Here is a 16,926-nt window from a genome sequence, read left to right as displayed (position 1 = left end):
GTCGCCGATCTCGGCCGTCTCGCCGACCACCACTCCCATCGCGTGGTCGAAGAACACCCGCTCGCCGACCGTCGCACCCGGATGGATCTCGATGCCGGTCAGACCCCGCGCGATGTGGGACACGAAGCGGCCGAGCCATTTGAGACCGCGCGTCCAGCAGGCATGCGCCAGCCGGTGCAGCACCACCGCGTGAAAGCCGGGGTAGCAGGTCACCACTTCCCAGGCGTTGCGGGCGGCTGGGTCGCGGTCGAGGATGCACTGGATGTCGGAACGCAGGCGGGCAAACATGGAACGTGGCACGGCGGACGGAAGGCCGGCGAGTCTATCGGTTGCGATCGGATGCTGCTGCCGCCGCCATGGTGCGCGCGATGCCGCGCAGGATGTGCACCTCTTCCTCGGTGGGTTGCGCCCGGTAGAAGAGCTGCTGCAGCCGCGGCATCAGTTTTTTCGGCGCGGCCGGATCGAGGAACCCGATCTCGACCAGCGACCGTTCCCAGTGCGCCAGCAGACCGGCGAGGGCCTGGGTGTCGGCGCGGCGCGGCATCGCGTTTCCTACGGCCGTGGAGGTGTCCGGAGCGTCGAATCCGCCGAGCGCCATCCGCCATTCGTAGGCCACCACCTGCAAAGCGGCCGCCAGGTTCAGCGAACCAAAATCCGGCGCGGTCGGAATCCGGAGGGCGATGTGGCAGCGGTAGACGTCCTCATTGCGCATGCCGAAGCGCTCCGATCCGAACAGGAAGGCGATGCCCTGCTCGCCGGCCGACGCCGCGTCGGCGGCGAATGACGACAGGTGCTCGCGGGGGCCGCATGTCGGCGGGCCGAAATCGCGCGGCACCATCGCGGTGGCGCAGAGGTGGGTGATGCCGTCGAGCGCCTCGTCGAGCGTCGCGACAATCCGCGCGTTCCGCAGCACGTCCGTCGCGCCGCTCGCCCGCTGGATCGTCTCTTCGCGCCGCAGCACGTTGTCCCAGCGCGGATCGACCAGCACCAGGTCGTCGAATCCCATGGTCTTGATGGCGCGTGCGGCGGCGCCGACGTTGCCGGCATGGCTGGTCTGGATCAGGATGAATCGGGTCTTCATGGGGCGGATGGGAGGCGGGGCACTATTGTGGCGTGCCCACCTGCGGACGGCATGCCGGGTAAAATCCGCGCCCTGCCCCGCTGCCCGCATCGCCGGTCGCGCTCCGCCCGTTCTTCCCCCACAACTCCATGTCGTCCAATCTGCATCCCATGCTCAACGTGGCCATCAAGGCCGCACGCGCCGCCGGCGCCATCATCAACCGCGCGGCGCTCGACGTGGAATCCGTCCGCGTATCGCAGAAGCAGATCAACGACTTCGTGACCGAAGTGGACCAGGCCGCCGAGCAGGTGATCATCGAGACGCTGCTGGGCGCCTATCCGGGCCACGGCATCCTGGCGGAGGAATCGGGCAGCACGCACGGTGCACAGGACTCCGAATTCGTCTGGATCATCGATCCGCTCGACGGCACCACCAATTTCATCCACGGCTTTCCGGTGTACTGCGTGAGCATCGCGCTGTCGGTGCGCGGCCGGATCGAGCAGGCGGTCATCTACGACCCGTCGCGCAACGACCTGTTCACCGCGACCAAGGGCCGGGGCGCCTACCTGAACGAACGCCGCATCCGCGTGTCCAAGCGGACCCGGCTGCAGGAATCGCTGATCTCCACCGGCTTCCCCTTCCGCCCGGGCGACAACCTGCAGCACTATCTGCAGATCATGGGCGAGGTGATGCAGCGGACGGCCGGCGTGCGCCGGCCCGGCGCGGCCGCACTCGACCTGGCCTATGTGGCGGCGGGCTTCTCCGACGGCTTCTTCGAGACCGGTCTGCAGCCCTGGGACGTGGCGGCCGGCTCGCTGCTGGTCACCGAAGCAGGCGGCCTGATCGGCAACTTCACCGGCGAATCGGATTTCCTGCACCAGCGCGAATGCGTTGCGGGCAATCCGCGCATCTACGGCCTGCTGGTCGGCATCCTGAACAAGCATTCCAAGTTCGCCGGCGTGGACGACAAGCGCAGCGTCGCCCGCGCACTGCGCAGCGGCCCGGGCGCACCCGGCACGCCCTTCGACGTCGCACCGGACCTGGCCGACGACACGGCCGACGCCACGGTGCTCGGCAGCGCAGCAGAAACGGGCGCCTCCGAAGCCGCTGCCGATGACACGGCAGACCCATCCGCCACCGCACCGGCGACGCCGCCCCGTCGTCTGACCCGCATCCGCAAACCCGCCGACGGCGCCGCCTGACCGGGCGAACCGGCGGATCGCCGCGCATGACCCGATCGCTCGGCAAGGCCGCCGCGCCACCGGGAAAAGGGCGCGGCGCCGCCCAGGTCCGGCGCTTTGCCCTGCGCCTGTTTTGGTCGCTGCTAGGCAGTAGCGTCACCAACGGCCTCGCGGTCGGGGTCGGCCTGATGGGCATCGCGCTCGGCATTTTTTTCCTGGACGGTGTCGCAGCCGCCTCCGCCGCCGGCCTGGGTGTCCTGGTCACCACGCTGCCCGACCTGCCGGCCCGCAAGCACCACAAACTGCAGCAGATGCTGCCCGCGCCGGCCCTCGGCGCCCCGCTGTTCCTCGCCATTCAGCTCAGCCACCACGACCCCTGGCAGCAGGGTGCGGTGCTGGTGCTCGGCAGCTTCGTCAGCTTCATGGGAGTCGCCTGGGGCAAGCGGGGCGGGCCGATCAGCGTCGGCATGGCATTCGCCATGCTGCTTTCGATGGCCACACCGCCGGCGGGCTTCCACGACGCGCTGGAACGCACCGGCTGGTTCGTGACCGGCGCCGGTCTGTACCTGTTCTACGGCTCGGCGGTGGGCGCGTGGCTGAACACCCGCTACCGCAAGCAGTTGCTGGCCGAGGCGATGCTCGCCTTCGCCTACGCGCTACGGACCCAGGCCCGCCGATTCGCGACCGGGCCGCGGGCACCGCAGCTGATGGCCGACATGCTGCAGCGTCAGGCCGGACTCGCCGACGCCCTGCAAGCGGCGCGCGACGTGGTGCTCGAATCGCCCACCCGCCCGGACCGGCAGAAACGTGCCGCGATGCTGCTCGCGCTGCTGGAAGCCCGCGACCACCTGATCGCCTGCGAACTCGACCTCGACCAGCTGGCCCGCCGACAGGGCGATGCCACGGCGCTTCCGCGGATCTGCGAAGCCCTCAACGCCTGCGCGGCGGAAGTGGAAGGGCTCGCGACCGATCTGCTGCTCGGGCGTGTCAGCCGCGGCGCCCGGGAGATGCGCCAGCTCCTGCACCGCCTGACCGGCCACGCAGAACCGCCCTCGCGCCCCACCCGCGACGCCCGCCTGGTGCAGGACGTCAGCGACCGCGTCGCCGCCATCGGCGGCGAGATCGACCGGATGTCGGCGCTGGAAGAAGGCATGCAGGCGCCGGAGATCGCGGCGGTGCGCGAGAACTGGCAGGTCTTCACCAGCCCGACCCTCTGGTCGTGGCTGCCGCTGTCGTCGCAGCGCGGCTGGTACGCACCGACGCTGCGCCATGCCCTGCGGGTCTCGGCCGCCGTCGGCTGCGGCTACCTGCTCTCGCTGCATCTGCCGTGGGCCTCGCACGGCTACTGGATCCTGCTCACGATCATCGTGGTCATGCGGACCAACCTCGCGCAGACGCTCGAGCGGCGTAATGCGCGAGTGGCCGGCACGCTGATCGGCTGCGCTGCGGTCGCCACCATCCTCGCCTCCCAGCCTGCGCCGCCGGCCTTACTGGCGAGCGTGGCACTGGCGACCGCGGTGGCGCATGCCTTCGCGATCCGCCGCTACCTGCTCACCTCCATCGCCGCGACGGTCAGCGGCCTGCTCCAGGCGCATCTGCTCGTGCATGGCCTGCACACCGGCTTCGCGATGGCCGAACGATTGGCCGACACGGTGCTCGGCGCCGCTATCGCCTGGTTGTTCTGCTACGTGCTGCCGGTCTGGGAACGCACGGCCCTGCCGGCGCTGGTCCGGCGCACGGTGGATGCGCAGGTGCGCCATGCCGAGCTGGCCCTAGCGCTCGGTCATCGCCTGTCGACCCCCCAGGCGCCGGACCTGGAATGGCGGCTGGCGCGTCGCGAGGCCTACGACAGCCTGTCGGCGCTGGTCGCCAGCACCGCGCGCACGCTGGTCGAGCCGGCCGCGGTACGTCCGCCTCTGGAGCCGCTCGAAACGCTGCAGGCGCGCAGCTACCAGCTGCTCGCCCAGCTCACAGCGGTGAAATCCACGCTGCAGTTGCGACGCGGCCAGCTCGACATGGAGCGGGTCGCACCCGCTCTCGCCGCCGCCAGTGCCTCCATCCGCCAGGCCATGGAGGCGCCGAGTGCCAGCCGGACACCGGACACGCCGCCCTCCGAAGGAGCCGCCGGCGCCCGACCGCCCGACGCACTGGCCGACGACCTCACGCCCTGGCTGCTGCACCGCCTCGACGACATCGTCGAAGGCGCGCGGCTGCTCGGCACTGCCGCCCGCCGGGCCGCCGGCGGCTGAACCGGCTCCGGCCCACACCAGCACCGGGCACCCCCACTCGATTCGCATGGACTATCTCGACCTTTCCCGCTTTTCCCCCTGGATCGCGACCGGCATCGCCGCCGTGGCGGCGGTCGCCGCGGCGCTGGTCCTGCACCGCCTGGGCGGCATGGTGCTGCGGCGCGCCACGCACGGCATGCCGGTGATCGCCGCCATCGTGCGCGCCTGCCATGCGCCGGCCCAGCTGCTGCTGCCGGTGCTGGCGCTGCAGCTGGTCTGGCAAGCCGCGCCCGACGCGCTGCGCTTCGTGGGCAGCCTGCGCCATCTCAACGGCCTGCTGCTGATCGGCGCGGTCAGTTGGCTGCTCGTCAGCGCGATCGACGGGCTGGCGGCGGGCGTGATCGCCCAGCACCCCGCCGACATCGAGGACAACCTGCAGGCGCGCCGCATCCACACCCAGGCCCGGGTGCTGTCGCGCACCGCGATGTTCGCCGTGATGGTGGCCGGCCTCGCGATGATGCTGATGACCTTCCCGGGCGCACGGCAGGTCGGCGCCAGCCTGCTGGCATCGGCCGGCGTGGTCGGCATCGTCGCAGGTCTGGCCGCCAAGCCGGTCTTCAGCAACCTGATCGCCGGACTGCAGATCGCGCTGGCGCAGCCGATCCGCATCGACGACGTGCTGATCGTGCAGGGCGAATGGGGCCGCGTGGAGGAAATCACCGGCACCTACGTGGTGCTGAAGATCTGGGACGATCGGCGGCTGATCATCCCGTTGCAATGGTTCATCGAGAACCCGTTCCAGAACTGGACCCGGACCGGTTCGCAGCTGCTCGGCTCGGTCTTCCTGAGCGTGGATTACGCGATGCCGGTGGCACCGCTGCGCGCCGAACTCGAACGGCTGGTGCCGACGCTGCCCGAATGGGACGGCCGCTTCTTCAACCTGCAGGTGACGGATGCCACCGAACGGACGATGCAGCTGCGCATCCTGGTGACCGCGCAATCGTCCAGCAAGGCGTTCGACCTGCGCTGCCGGGTGCGCGAGCTGATGATCGACTTCATGCAGCGCGAGTATCCGCAGCACCTGCCGAGCCTGCGTATCCTCGGCGAGGCGCAGCCGGACACGGCCCGCACCCCAGCGGCCATGCCGATGCCGCCGCCGCCCATCGGCGGCGCACGGGTGCCGCAGGGCGCGTCCGAAGCGGGTGTGGCCGAAGCCCCCAGCGCGCCCGACGTGCGCAGCTGATCCGCAGGCGGCGCCTGTTCAGGCGCCGTTCCAGTCAGTTCTTGTGCAGTTCGGCGTTAAGCGCGCCCCAGGCTTCGGTCCGGCCGATCGCCTCGATGGCACCGGTTTGCGAATGCCGGCGGAACAGCAGGCCGGACTGGCCCGAAATCGTGCCCGCCTTGACCACGGAGCCGTCCGGCATCTTCACCCGCGTACCGGCGGTGATGTAGCAGCCCGCCTCCACCACGCAGTCGTCGCCCAGCGAGATGCCGATGCCCGAGTTCGCGCCGAGCAGGCAGCGCTTGCCGACCGAGACGACCTCCTTGCCGCCGCCCGACAGCGTGCCCATGATCGATGCCCCGCCGCCGATGTCGCTGTGGTCGTCCACCACCACACCGGCGCTGATCCGGCCTTCGACCATCGACGCGCCGAGGGTGCCACCGTTGAAATTGCAGAAACCTTCGTGCATGACGGTCGTGCCGGAGGCCAGGTGGGCGCCCAGCCGGACCCGGTCCGCGTCGGCGATGCGCACGCCCGACGGCACCACGTAGTCGGTCATGCGGGGGAACTTGTCGACGCTGGTCACCGCGTACGGTGCGCGTGCCGCGCGGGCGCGCAGGCGCACCTGTTCCAACGTAGCCACCGCGCAGGGGCCCAGCGTGGTCCAGGCCACGTTCGCCAGCAGGCCGAAGATGCCGGTCATGTTCGCACCGTGGGGCTGCACCAGCCGGTGGCTCAGCAGGTGCAGGCGGAGGTAGACGTCGTGCGCATCGGCGGCCGGATCCTGCAGCGATGCGATGGTGGTGCGGACCGCGACCACTTCCACGTCGCGCACGGCGTCGCGCCCTACCGCCTGTGCGGCATCGGCGCCGAGCGCGGCGCTCGCCTCTTCAACCGACAGGCGCACGGTGCCCGCGGCGCCGGGTGCGTCGGCGAGCCTCGGTGCGGGAAACCAGGTGTCCAGCACCGTGCCGTCGGCGGCCAGGGTGGCCAGGCCCACGGCCATGGCGCCGCGGCGGTTCTGCAGGTCTTGGGAAGGGGCGGAACTCATGTGTGTCGTCCTCGGGAAGGGAAGCTGCGCAAAGCCCGCGATTATCGCCAAGCGTGCCCCTCCCCGCCGACGGCACGGGCAGCGGTTCTCAGCGCGAACGGTCGTCCGCCAGGCGCTGGGCGATGGCGTCGAACCCCCGCGCCCGGGCCAACGCGAGCGGGGTTCGGCCAGCTCGGTCGGTGCGTGTACGGTCCGCACCGGCAGCGAGCAGCGCCTCCACCGTACGAATGTGGCGCGGTCCGCCGTCGCCGAGCACCACCGCCTCGATCAGGGCGGTCCAGTGCAGGTTGTTGACATGGTCCACGGGCGCGCCCGCAGCGATCAGGCGCCGCACCACGCCGTCATGCCCCAGGTGGGCAGCAGCGATCAGGGCGGTCCCGTCGTAGCGGCTGGTGGTCAGTCCTGCCGGCGCACCGAGCGCCAGCAGCAGCGCGAGCGTGGCCTCGTCGTCGGCCACCGCGGCGATGATGACGGCGTCGTAGCGGTCGTCGTCCAGCAGGTCGAGCCGGGCGCCGGCAGCGACCAGCGCCCGGATCGCGTCGTGCCGGGCCGCATGCGTCGCGACATGCAGGGCCGTACGGCCCCGGCCGTCGCGTCCGTCGACCGCCGCACCGGCGCGCAGCGCCGTCGCGATGCCCGCAACCGACCCCTGCCAGGCCGCCCGGTGCAGCCCCCGGTAAGCGGCCACCTCTGCAGGAGACGGCGGCACTTGGCCGGCCGCAGGCATCGCGGCGATGACCGAGACGGCCCCCGCCATCAAGCCAATGCTCAGCCGTCGGCGCGAGAGATGCAGGGCGACCGGCATGTCAGCCCAGCAGCCCACGGACCTTGTCGATGGCCGCATTGGCGCACTGTTCGTCCAGGTGCCCGCCCGGTGCGCCGCCGACGCCGACCGCGCCGATCACTTCGTTGCCCGCCTTGATCGGCATGCCGCCACCGAGCAGCAGGTAACCCGGGATGTTCACCAGGTTCGCGGCGGCCGGGTTCTTCTGGGCACCTTCCATGATCGCCTGGGTCGGAGCCTTGGCCGAAGCCGAGGTCCAGGCCTTGCGCTCGCTCGATCCGAGGGTGTGCGGGCCGGCCTGGTCGGCCCGCTGCACCGCACGCACCGTGCCGGCCCGGTCCACCACCGTGGCGGACACCGCATAGCCATTGGCAGCACAGGCGGCCACGGCCGTCGTTGCGATCTGGTTGGCCAGGTCGAGCGACAGGTTGCGTTCGGTGCGGACGGCACCGGTCTGGGCCTGCGCGGCGAGGGCGAAAACAGCGGTCAGGGCGGTCAGCAGGCGGGACAAGGTCATGGTGTTCTCCAGAGGGATGGTGGTCGTCGCCGGACTTCGCCGGCGCCATCGCACTGTAGAAAACCGCGCGCCAACGCGCCATGCGGACCGCTACGCGCCGCGCTCCGTAGAACTACGGAGCGCTGCCCTCCTCGGCCAGTGCCGCATACCGCCTGACCAGCTGGGCAAGCGAGTCGCAGCCGAGCTTGGCGAACAGGTGTGCACGGTGCGTCTCGACCGTGCGCGGCGACAGCGCGAGCAGCCGGGCGATCTCCTTGTTGGCGAGGCCGGCCGCGATGTGGCGGAGCACCTCCCGCTCGCGCTCCGACAGCTGCTGGAAACGGTCGCGTGCCTCCTGGTCGGCCGCGCGGCGCTCGCGCGAGCGGACGTGCTGGCGCACCGCCTGCTGCAGGGCGTCGATCAGCTGTTCGTCGTCCACCGGCTTTTCGAGGAACTCGGCGGCACCGGACTTGAACGCGCGCCGGCACATCTCGACCGTGCCGTGGCCGGTCAGCATCAGGATCGGCTGGTCCACACCCTGGCTGCGCAGCAGGTCGAGCACGGCCAGCCCGCCGATGCCGGGCATACGCACGTCAAGGACGATGGCGCCGATGTCGCGCCGGTCGAAGGCGTCGACGAACGCCACCGGATCGGCCCAGGTCCGCACCCGCAGGCCGACGGTGCCAATCAGCAGCGCCAGGCTGTCGCGCACGGCGGCATCGTCGTCGATCAGGTGGATCAGGGGCGAAAGGGTCGCATCCATGGTTCGGTCCTCAGGCGAGCGGCAGGGTGAGCGTGAAACAGGCGCCCTGCATCCGCGCGCCTTCGGCCCGCAGCGAGCCGCCCATGCCCTGTGCCAGCGACTCGCACAGACTGAGGCCCAGCCCCAGGCCTCCGGGCCGGGTACTGAAGAACGGTTCGAACAGGTGCGGCACAGCGTCTGCGGGAATGCCCGGACCGGTGTCGCAGATCGTCAGCCACCCGTGGCCGGTGTCGATCCCCATGGTCACCGTCAGCCGGCGCGTCGATGGCGGTACGGCATCCATCGCCTGGAGTGCATTCATGACCAGGTTGTGCAGGATCTGCTCGAGCGCGGTGCGGTCCGCTGCCACCCGGACGGGAGCACCCGTCCCTGCGTCGACCACCACGGTCGTGCTGCGGCGCCGCGCTTCCGGCTCCAGCAGGTACAGCACGCTTCTCACAGCCTCGTCCAGCGGCACCGCCTCGGTGCGTTGCGAGCCGCCGGGCCGCTCGATCGTACGGCGCAGACGTCCGACCACCTCGGCCGCGCGACGCGCCTGCTCGGCTGCACGCTGCAGGGCGCTACGGGCCGTCGGCAGATCGATCTCGTCCTCATGGTCGTCGAGCAGCCGGCGGGCGGCCTGGGTGTTGGCTAGCACAGCGGTCAAGGGCTGGTTCAGTTCGTGCGCCAGGCCGGCGGAGAGCTCCCCCAGGGCGTTCAAACGCGACACCTGGCCGAGCCGCAGCAGTTGCTCCGCACGACGCTTCTCGGTGCGCTGGCGCAGCACGAACCGCAGGCCGGCCAGCCCGGCCGCGACGCACAGGCTCCACGCAGCGACGGCGATCCAGGGCAGCTCGCGCCACGCCACCTGCCGCTGCGCGACCACGTCGAACGCCTGGCTCTCCGACGCCAGGGGTTTGCGGAAGTCGAAGCGCCATGGTCCCGATGCCGCCCAACCTGGGTTGATGACGAACATCGCATCGCCGGACGCGACGCCTATCCGCGCCCGGCCGGCGGCACGGTCCACCGGCCAGTCGCGCCAGGGGACCGCCGCAGCGAGGTCGATGCGCAATGCGTAGCTGACCGGCGTCGCCGCCATGACCAGCCAATAGCGTCCCTCCGGCAGATCCACTTTCGCCGCGACCGCCCTCCGCAGTGCACGCGACCGCGCTTCGGCCTCGACCCAGGCGCCGTCCGGCCACGCGTCGGCCGCTTCGCGCCGCCGGACATCCAGGATCGCCGGAACCACCGCGCCCAGCCGCCGTTCCGCCGCGTCCCCGTCGCCGGGCCGCCCCAGCAGCGCCAATGTCGCCAGCACCGCGTCGTACTGCACCACCTGCTGGCTGAGCAGACGGTGGGCGATGCGGGCGTCGGTCTCGAACGCGGCCTGCAGATTCGTCGCGGCTTGCGCCAGCAACCAGGCGGCACCGACGGCGCTCGCGATCAGCCATGCAGCCGCCCAGCGCAGGCGCAGATGGCGCACGGCAAGACGGGACGACGCATGGGCCATCACGCTTCCAGCTCGAACGAGGCGTGGGCGCGCACCGCGCCGTTGACCATCAGCTCGACGCGGTGGCGGCCGGGATGGTGGCGACGGGTGCTCAGGTCGCGCAGCGCGTGGTGGCGATCGAGGTGCATGCGGTCGCCTGGCGGCAGCTGCAGCGTCTTCCACTTGAAGACCTTGGGCGTGGTGGCGCCCGTCCGTTTGACGTAGTGCACCGCGTAATCGACAACCAGCGTCTGCGCCACGACGGCCGTGGACACGATGGCGCACTGCAGCCGGACATTGCCGCCACGCGGCACCCGCTCGGGCGTGACCTGCAGCGCGCCGACCTCGACCCGGGCGTCTGCGTCCGCTCCCACCAGCGCCAGTGCGCGCGCATCGCCCCGCTTGATGAGCGTGCGCAGCGCATGCCGCACGATCCACTGCGTGCGGACGTCGTCGCGCGGCCAGCGCTCGAAAAGGTCGAGCACGAGCGCCGGATGGTCCTTGGTGATGTCGTTGAAGTGGTTGGCGACCGACTTGCGCACGTAAGGGCTCGGGTCCGCCTTCAACCGCTCCAGGATCGGAAGCACCGGACGCGGGTCGGCGATCAGCGGCGCCAGCCGGAACGACCACGGCAGGCGGGGCCGTGCGCCTTCGCTCGCAAGCCGCCGCACATGCGGATCCGCGTCCTCGGCCCACTGCTGCATCACCGCGAGCGTGCCGGCCAGGTCCTGCCGCAGGAAATGCCGGACGGCGAATTCGGCGGTGCCGTACGGAGTGAAAAAACGCAGGGCTTCGAGCGACAGCGCGGGCGCGTGCAGACCATGCCGCGCCACATATTCCGGCAGCACCAGCGTGACGAAACGGTGGTCCAGCCGCGGCGCCAGTGCCTGCAGCAGGGGCAGCGTCTCCTCGTACTGCGGCGGCAGTCCGGCGTGCAACGCCTCGGTCACCCGCCCGAGCCGCTGCATCAACGACAGATCGTCCAGACCGTCGTCGCAACGACCGATAAAGGCGTCCGCATCGAATGCCTGATGGACCGCCTGCATCGCCTGTGCGATCGCACGGATGCGGCGGCGGTCGAAGATGTGTTTAAGTTCCGGCGCGGCGCGGTCGTCGGTGGGGTTCACGGCAGGTTTGGGCGGGCAGGCGGGATGCGCAGTCTAGCCCTCGGTCGGGTCCGCCGTGCAATGCCGGCGCTGCTGCGGCAGGGCCGCCGGTTCCGCAATACCGCGGCGCCCTAATCGGCCATCGCCAGCAGCCGGTCTGCCAGCCGCAGTACCGGCGCATCGACCATCTTGCCGTCGACCGCGACCACGCCACCGCCCGAGGCGGCCATCGCGTCGCGCACCCGACGGGCCCACGCGACTTCGCCCGGCGACGGGCCGAGTGCCGTCTGCACCGTGGGCACCTGGTCCGGATGGATGCAGAGCTTGGCGCCGAAACCGCCGCGCCGGGCCCGCGCAGCGTCGGCCGCGAGGCGGGCCGGATTGCGCCAGTCAGGTGTCACCCCATCGACCGGAGGCGGTAGGCCAGCCCGTCGGGTCGCCAGCACGAGTGCCAGCCGTACCGTCACTAGTTCGGCCTCGTCCTCCGCGCAGGCCAGCCCCGCGTCTGCCTGAAAGTCGAGATGGCCGAACGCGAGCCGCAGCACGCGCGGCGCAGCCGCGATGGCATCCACCGCGTCGAGCCCGGCAACCGATTCGATCAGCGGCATGACCACGGTTTCTGCGGGCAGCGCCCGGGCGACGAGATCGACGGCGTCGCCGTGCTCGGCCTTCGGCAGCATGACGCCGGCAAGGCCCTGCGCACACAGCGCTGCCACGGCCGCCAGATCGTCAGCATGCCATGCCGTGCCCACAGGATTGATGCGCACCACCAGACGGCCGAGGGCCGCGCGGTCCAGCCCTTGCAGTGCATGCGCCAGCCCCTCGCGGGCCCCCGCCTTGCGGTCGGGCGCCACGGCATCCTCGAGGTCGACGATGACGCCGCCCGGCCCGGCCGCCAATGCGCGGGCGATCCGCTCGGGGCGGTCGGCCGGCACGAACAGGAAGGCGCGGGCCAACGCCAGCGGATGGGCGTGCATCAGACCGCCCCCGCCTGCCGCAAGGCCTCGATCTGGTCCGCATCGCGACCGAGCGCTCGCAGGATCGCGTCGGTGTGTTCTCCGACCGCCGGGATCGGGTCCATCCGGTAGTCGAAAGCGCTGTGACGACCCGGCGGCAGCAGCGCCGGCAGCGGGCCGGCGGGCGACTGCACCGGTTGCCAGCGATCGCGGGCCTGCAGCTGCGGGTGTGCCCAGAGGCCGGCCATGTCGTTCATCCGGGCATTGGCGATCTGCGCCGTGTCGAGCCGGCCCAGCACTTGCGGCGTGTCCAGATTGGCAAAGGTGCCGAGGATGATCGACTGCAGCGCGTCGCGATGTTCGTTGCGGCGCGCATTGCTGTCGAAACGCGGGTCCGCGGCGAGCGCCGGCTGCTGCAGCACCTGGTCGCAGAAGATCCGCCATTCGCGCTCGTTCTGCAGGCCCAGCATCACCGTGCCGCCGTCGCCGACGGCGAACGGGCCGTAGGGATAGATCGTGGCGTGCGAGGCGGCGCTGCGCGGCGGTGGCGGCGCGCCGTCGAAGGCGTAGTACATCGGGTAGCCCATCCATTCGCCGAGCGACTCCAGCATCGACACGTCGATATGCGAGCCCTCCCCCGTCTTCTGCCGTTGCAACAATGCCGCGAGGATGCCGGTGTACGCATACATGCCTGCCGCGATGTCGGCGATGGAGTTGCCGGACTTGCAGGGGTCGTCGGCGGTGCCGGTCACCGACAAGTAGCCCGCCTCGCTCTGGATCAACAGGTCGTAGGCTTTCTTGTCGCGGTAGGGACCGTCCTCGCCGTAGCCGGAGATGTCGCAGACGATCAGCGCCGGATCGCGGGCGCGCAGCGTCGCGGCATCCAGGCCCATACGCGCCGCAGCACCCGGCGCGAGGTTCTGCACCAGCACGTCGGCACCGGCGATCAGTTCCTGCAGCACCGCGAGCGCATCGGGCTGCTTCAGGTCCAGCGTCAGGCTTTCCTTGCTGCGGTTGACCCACACGAAATGCGAGGCGAGGCCCTGCACGCGGGCGTCGTAGGCCCGCGCGAAGTCGCCGCCACCCGGCCGCTCGACCTTGATCACACGGGCGCCCAGGTCGGCAAGCTGGCGGGTACAGAATGGAGCGGCGATCGCATGCTCCAGGGAAACGACGGTGATGCCGTCGAGCGGTCGGGTCATGGCGGGTATCCGGCTCAGAACGATCGGGGCAGGCCCAGCAGATGCTCGGCCACGTAGGAATAGATCAGGTTGGTGGAGATCGGTGCCACCTGGTACAGCCGTGTTTCCCGGAACTTGCGCTCCACGTCGTATTCGCAGGCGAAGCCGAAACCGCCATGGGTCTGCAGGCAGGTGTTGGCGGCTTCCCAGGACGCCTTGGCAGCGAGGTACTTCGCCATGTTGGCCTCAGCGCCGCATGGCTGGTGGGCATCGAACAGCGCACAGGCCTTGAAGCGCATCAGGTTGGCGGCTTCGGTCTCGATGTAGTCTGCGGCGATCGGGAACTGCACGCCCTGGTTCTGTCCGATGGGCCGGCCGAACACCTGGCGGTCGCCGGCATAGCGCCGGGCGCGGTCGATGAACCAGTAGGCGTCGCCGATGCATTCGGCCGCGATCAGCGTGCGCTCGGCGTTCAGCCCGTCGAGGATGTAGCGGAACCCTTTGCCTTCTTGGCCGATCAGGTTCTCCGCCGAGATCTCGAGGTTGTCGAAAAACACCTCGTTGGTCTCGTGGTTCACCATGTTCGGGATCGGGCGGACGGTCATGCCTTTGCCGATCGCCTCGGCCAGGTCCACCACGAAGATCGACATGCCGTCGGCCTTCCGGGTCACCTCCGACAGCGGGGTCGTGCGGGCCAGCAGAATCATCAGGTCGGAATGCTGGATGCGCGAGATCCAGACCTTTTGGCCGTTGACGACGTAGCGGTCGCCCTTCTTCACGGCAGTGGTCTTGAGCTGGGTGGTGTCGGTGCCGGTGGTCGGCTCGGTCACGGCCATCGACTGCAGCCGCAGTTCGCCGTTGGCGATGCGCGGCAGGTAGAGCCGCTTCTGCGCCTCGCTGCCGTGGCGCAGCAGGGTGCCCATGTTGTACATCTGCCCGTGGCAGGAGCCGGCGTTCCCGCCCGACAGGTTGATCTCTTCCATGATCACCGACGCTTCGGCCAGGCCGAGGCCGGAGCCGCCGTACTCCGCGGGGATCAGCGCGGCGAGCCAGCCGGCGGAGGTCAGCGCGTCGACGAAGGCATCGGGGTAGCCGCGGGCTTCGTCGACTTTCTGCCAATAGGTGGAATCGAAGCTGGCGCACAGGTCGCGCAGCGCCTCGCGCATGTCCTGGTAGGCGTCGGGAGCGGGGAGCGAGATGGTCATGGCAGTCCGTATCGGTATCAGCGGTGGGCGAGCGTGGCGGTTGCCTGCATCGTCAGCCAGCCATCGGCGTCTTCGCCCCAGAGGCGGACGGTGCGGCCGTCCGCTTCGGGGCGTCCGTGGACGCGGAACGGGGCGGTGTCGAAGGTCGGCCGCACGGCACGGAAGTCGAAACGCGCGAGCTGCGCCTCCGGCATCTGGCGGCGCAGCAGGTCGACCAGCAGCGTCGCGATCAGGGGGCCGTGCACGATCAGGCCGGGGTAGCCCTCCACCTCGGTGACGTAGCGCCGGTCGTAGTGGATGCGGTGGCCATTGAAGGTCAGCGCGGAATAGCGGAACAGCAGCACGTCGTCCGGCACGATCTCACGGCTGAACGCCGCATCCTGCGGTGCGGCGACGGGCGCCGCTTCCGGGGCACCGGGCAGCGGCGCCGGCCGGTAGACGATGTCGTGTTCCTCCGTCAGTGCGAGACCCCGGGCGTTCTCGAACCCGTGCCGCACCTGCACGAACACCAGGGCCCCGGAACGTCCGGTCTTGTGCTCGACCCGGTCGATGGTCGAGGTTCGGGTGACCCGGTCGCCGACGCGCAGCGGGTTGCCGGCTTCCCACCGCAGTCGGCCGCCGGCCCACATGCGCCGGGGCAGCGGCACCGGCGGCAGGAAGCCGCCACGCCGCGCATGGCCGTCCGGCCCGAGCTCCGACTGGCGGTGCTGCGGCAGGAAATACAGCCAGTGCCACAGCGGCGGCAGCGGCGTTCCCGCCTCGGGCCGGGGATCGTCGCGGTCCAGCGTCGCCGACAGCCCCTGCACCGGTACCGGGGAGATTTCGTCGGTCAGGGATTCGGTCCGGCCCTGCCAGCTTTGCAGGTGGGTCAGGTCTTCGGAGGTGAGGGTTGCGGCAGCGTTCATCGATGCAGGCGAGGTCGGGAAGGAGGATCGGGCGGCGGCTCAGTCGACGGCGGCGCCGGAGGACTTGACGATGCGCGCCCACTTGGTGAGGTCGTCCTGCAGCAGTGCGGCGAACTGCTCCGGTGTCGTCGGCGGGGCGATCTCCACGCCCTGCTGGTCGAGCTTGTCGCGCAGGTCGCGGTTGGCCAGCGCCTTGCGCACGCCGTCCTGCAGCATGGTGGCGACGTCTTGCGGGACACCGGCAGGCGCGAACAACCCGATCCAGAGAGTGCCGTTGTAGCCCGTCACCGCCTCGCCGATCGTCGGCACGTCCGGCAGGACCGGCGACCGCTGCGCACCGCTGACGGCGATCGCGCGCAGCTTGCCGGCGCGAATGTGCGGCAAGGCCGACGGGAGGCTGGCAAAAACGACCGGCAGCTGTCCGCCGATCACGTCGTTGATGGCCGGCGCGACACCCTTGTACGGCACATGCTGCAGGGACAGTCCCGCCATGCTGTTCAGCATCTCGCCCAGCAGGTGGTTGAGCGTGCCGTTGCCGGCCGACGCGTACTGGTACTGCGCGTCCTTGCGCCGGGCCGTCGCGAGGAACTCGGCCAGGTTCTGCGCCGGAAACGTCGGATTCACGAGCAGGACATTGGGGACCGCGCCGACCAGCGCGATCGGCCGAAAATCCCGGGCCGGGTCGAAGCCCGGGTTGCGGTAGAGCGCCGGATTGATCGCCTGGCTGCTGCTGATCGTCATGAGCAGCGTGTAGCCGTCCTTCGGTGCCTTGGCGACCAGTTGCGTGCCGATGTTGCCGCCTGCTCCAGGGCGGTTGTCGACCACGACGCCGGACTGCAGCACTTCGCCGAGCTTTTGCCCCACCAGCCGCCCGACGATGTCGTTGGTGCCGCCGGCCGTCTGCGGCACCACCAGGATGATCGGCTTCGCGGGATAGGCGCTCTGGGCGGCGACAGGCGTTCCAATCCATGCGATCCAGCAGGCCGTCAGGGCTGCAGCCAAGCGCATACGGGGCATGTCGTCTCCTCGATTCTGTGGATTCCGTGAATGGTGCGCATCGTCGGCGAAACCCGTCGCGCTACACAATCCATCTTTTCGGGATCGAGCCTTCCGGATTTTCGAAGGCTCGGACACTGAGGGGCCGCTTCGCTGCGCACTGCCGCGAACCCGTGGCCAAGTTTTTTCTGTCGAGCTTGAAACCCTCGAATTTATGGTGCTAGAATCGTGGGCTTCAACGACAGGCGCGTAGCTCAGCTGGTTAGAGCACCACCTTGACATGGTGGGGGTCGTTGGTTCGAGTCCAATCGCGCCTACCAATCT

Annotated in this window: 15 protein-coding genes, 1 tRNA gene and 1 pseudogene; 4 read left to right on the top strand and 13 right to left on the bottom strand. The window is 70.2% G+C overall.

What is annotated here, in order from left to right; translation table 11 throughout:
• Window positions 1-288 (bottom strand): annotated as a pseudogene (locus QZ500_RS06080) (serine O-acetyltransferase); the annotation flags it as partial.
• A 34-nt stretch (window positions 289-322) separates the two neighbouring features.
• Complete coding sequence (locus QZ500_RS06075) at window positions 323-1,081, bottom strand: RNA methyltransferase (RefSeq protein WP_295852239.1); 759 nt, start codon at window positions 1,079-1,081, stop codon at window positions 323-325.
• Between the two features lie 128 nt (window positions 1,082-1,209).
• Here QZ500_RS06075 and QZ500_RS06070 point away from each other — a divergent pair, with 128 nt between their 5' ends.
• From QZ500_RS06070 to QZ500_RS06060, 3 genes are read left to right on the top strand one after another with little or no spacing between them, the layout of a single operon-like run.
• Window positions 1,210-2,262: an inositol monophosphatase family protein gene (locus tag QZ500_RS06070; RefSeq protein WP_295852234.1), complete on the top strand. Its 1,053-nt coding sequence runs from the start codon at window positions 1,210-1,212 to the stop codon at window positions 2,260-2,262.
• 26 nt (window positions 2,263-2,288) lie between these two features.
• The gene (locus tag QZ500_RS06065) at window positions 2,289-4,490 is read left to right on the top strand and encodes an FUSC family membrane protein (protein WP_295852230.1); all 2,202 of its coding nucleotides are present in this window, start codon (window positions 2,289-2,291) and stop codon (window positions 4,488-4,490) included.
• A 46-nt stretch (window positions 4,491-4,536) separates the two neighbouring features.
• Window positions 4,537-5,712 (top strand): mechanosensitive ion channel domain-containing protein, encoded by a 1,176-nt coding sequence (locus QZ500_RS06060; RefSeq protein WP_295852228.1) that lies wholly within the window; start codon window positions 4,537-4,539, stop codon window positions 5,710-5,712.
• 34 nt (window positions 5,713-5,746) lie between these two features.
• Here the strand turns inward: QZ500_RS06060 and dapD are convergent, their stop codons facing one another.
• The 11 genes from dapD to QZ500_RS06005 all read right to left on the bottom strand — a co-directional run bounded on the left by dapD (window position 5,747) and on the right by QZ500_RS06005 (window position 16,623).
• Window positions 5,747-6,742 carry a 2,3,4,5-tetrahydropyridine-2,6-dicarboxylate N-succinyltransferase gene (gene dapD / locus QZ500_RS06055; RefSeq protein ID WP_295852227.1) on the bottom strand — a complete coding sequence of 332 codons (996 nt, stop codon included), beginning with the start codon at window positions 6,740-6,742 and terminating at the stop codon, window positions 5,747-5,749.
• Window positions 6,743-6,830: 88 nt separating this feature from the next.
• Complete coding sequence (locus QZ500_RS06050) at window positions 6,831-7,499, bottom strand: ankyrin repeat domain-containing protein (protein ID WP_295852226.1); 669 nt, start codon at window positions 7,497-7,499, stop codon at window positions 6,831-6,833.
• Window positions 7,500-7,548: 49 nt separating this feature from the next.
• Entirely contained in the window at window positions 7,549-8,043 is a 495-nt protein-coding gene (locus tag QZ500_RS06045; RefSeq protein ID WP_295852223.1) for a heme-binding protein, read from the bottom strand.
• A 112-nt stretch (window positions 8,044-8,155) separates the two neighbouring features.
• Window positions 8,156-8,785: a response regulator gene (locus QZ500_RS06040; RefSeq protein ID WP_295852214.1), complete on the bottom strand. Its 630-nt coding sequence runs from the start codon at window positions 8,783-8,785 to the stop codon at window positions 8,156-8,158.
• A gap of 10 nt (window positions 8,786-8,795) precedes the next feature.
• Window positions 8,796-10,247: an ATP-binding protein gene (locus tag QZ500_RS06035; RefSeq protein WP_295852210.1), complete on the bottom strand. Its 1,452-nt coding sequence runs from the start codon at window positions 10,245-10,247 to the stop codon at window positions 8,796-8,798.
• Window positions 10,248-10,273: 26 nt separating this feature from the next.
• Entirely contained in the window at window positions 10,274-11,380 is a 1,107-nt protein-coding gene (locus tag QZ500_RS06030) for a DNA alkylation repair protein (protein WP_295852205.1), read from the bottom strand.
• A gap of 110 nt (window positions 11,381-11,490) precedes the next feature.
• Window positions 11,491-12,336, bottom strand: a complete 846-nt coding sequence (locus tag QZ500_RS06025; protein ID WP_295852200.1) for a CoA ester lyase — start codon at window positions 12,334-12,336, stop codon at window positions 11,491-11,493.
• Window positions 12,336-13,517, bottom strand: coding sequence for a CaiB/BaiF CoA-transferase family protein (locus QZ500_RS06020; RefSeq protein ID WP_295852199.1), 1,182 nt, complete (start codon window positions 13,515-13,517; stop codon window positions 12,336-12,338). Before QZ500_RS06020 ends, QZ500_RS06025 begins: the two co-directional genes overlap by 1 nt.
• A 14-nt stretch (window positions 13,518-13,531) precedes the next feature.
• Window positions 13,532-14,701, bottom strand: coding sequence for an acyl-CoA dehydrogenase family protein (locus tag QZ500_RS06015; protein WP_295852195.1), 1,170 nt, complete (start codon window positions 14,699-14,701; stop codon window positions 13,532-13,534).
• A 17-nt stretch (window positions 14,702-14,718) separates the two neighbouring features.
• Window positions 14,719-15,606, bottom strand: a complete 888-nt coding sequence (locus QZ500_RS06010) for a MaoC family dehydratase N-terminal domain-containing protein (protein WP_295852192.1) — start codon at window positions 15,604-15,606, stop codon at window positions 14,719-14,721.
• A gap of 39 nt (window positions 15,607-15,645) precedes the next feature.
• Window positions 15,646-16,623: a tripartite tricarboxylate transporter substrate binding protein gene (locus QZ500_RS06005; RefSeq protein WP_295852189.1), complete on the bottom strand. Its 978-nt coding sequence runs from the start codon at window positions 16,621-16,623 to the stop codon at window positions 15,646-15,648.
• A 222-nt stretch (window positions 16,624-16,845) separates the two neighbouring features.
• Between QZ500_RS06005 and QZ500_RS06000 the strand changes: the two genes are divergently transcribed.
• A tRNA-Val gene (locus tag QZ500_RS06000) sits at window positions 16,846-16,922 on the top strand.
• Window positions 16,923-16,926 lie beyond the last annotated feature (4 nt).

Source organism: uncultured Xylophilus sp., from assembly GCA_913776965.1.
Classification (GTDB): domain Bacteria; phylum Pseudomonadota; class Gammaproteobacteria; order Burkholderiales; family Burkholderiaceae_C; genus Xylophilus.
This window is presented reverse-complemented; position numbering and strand designations above follow the sequence as displayed.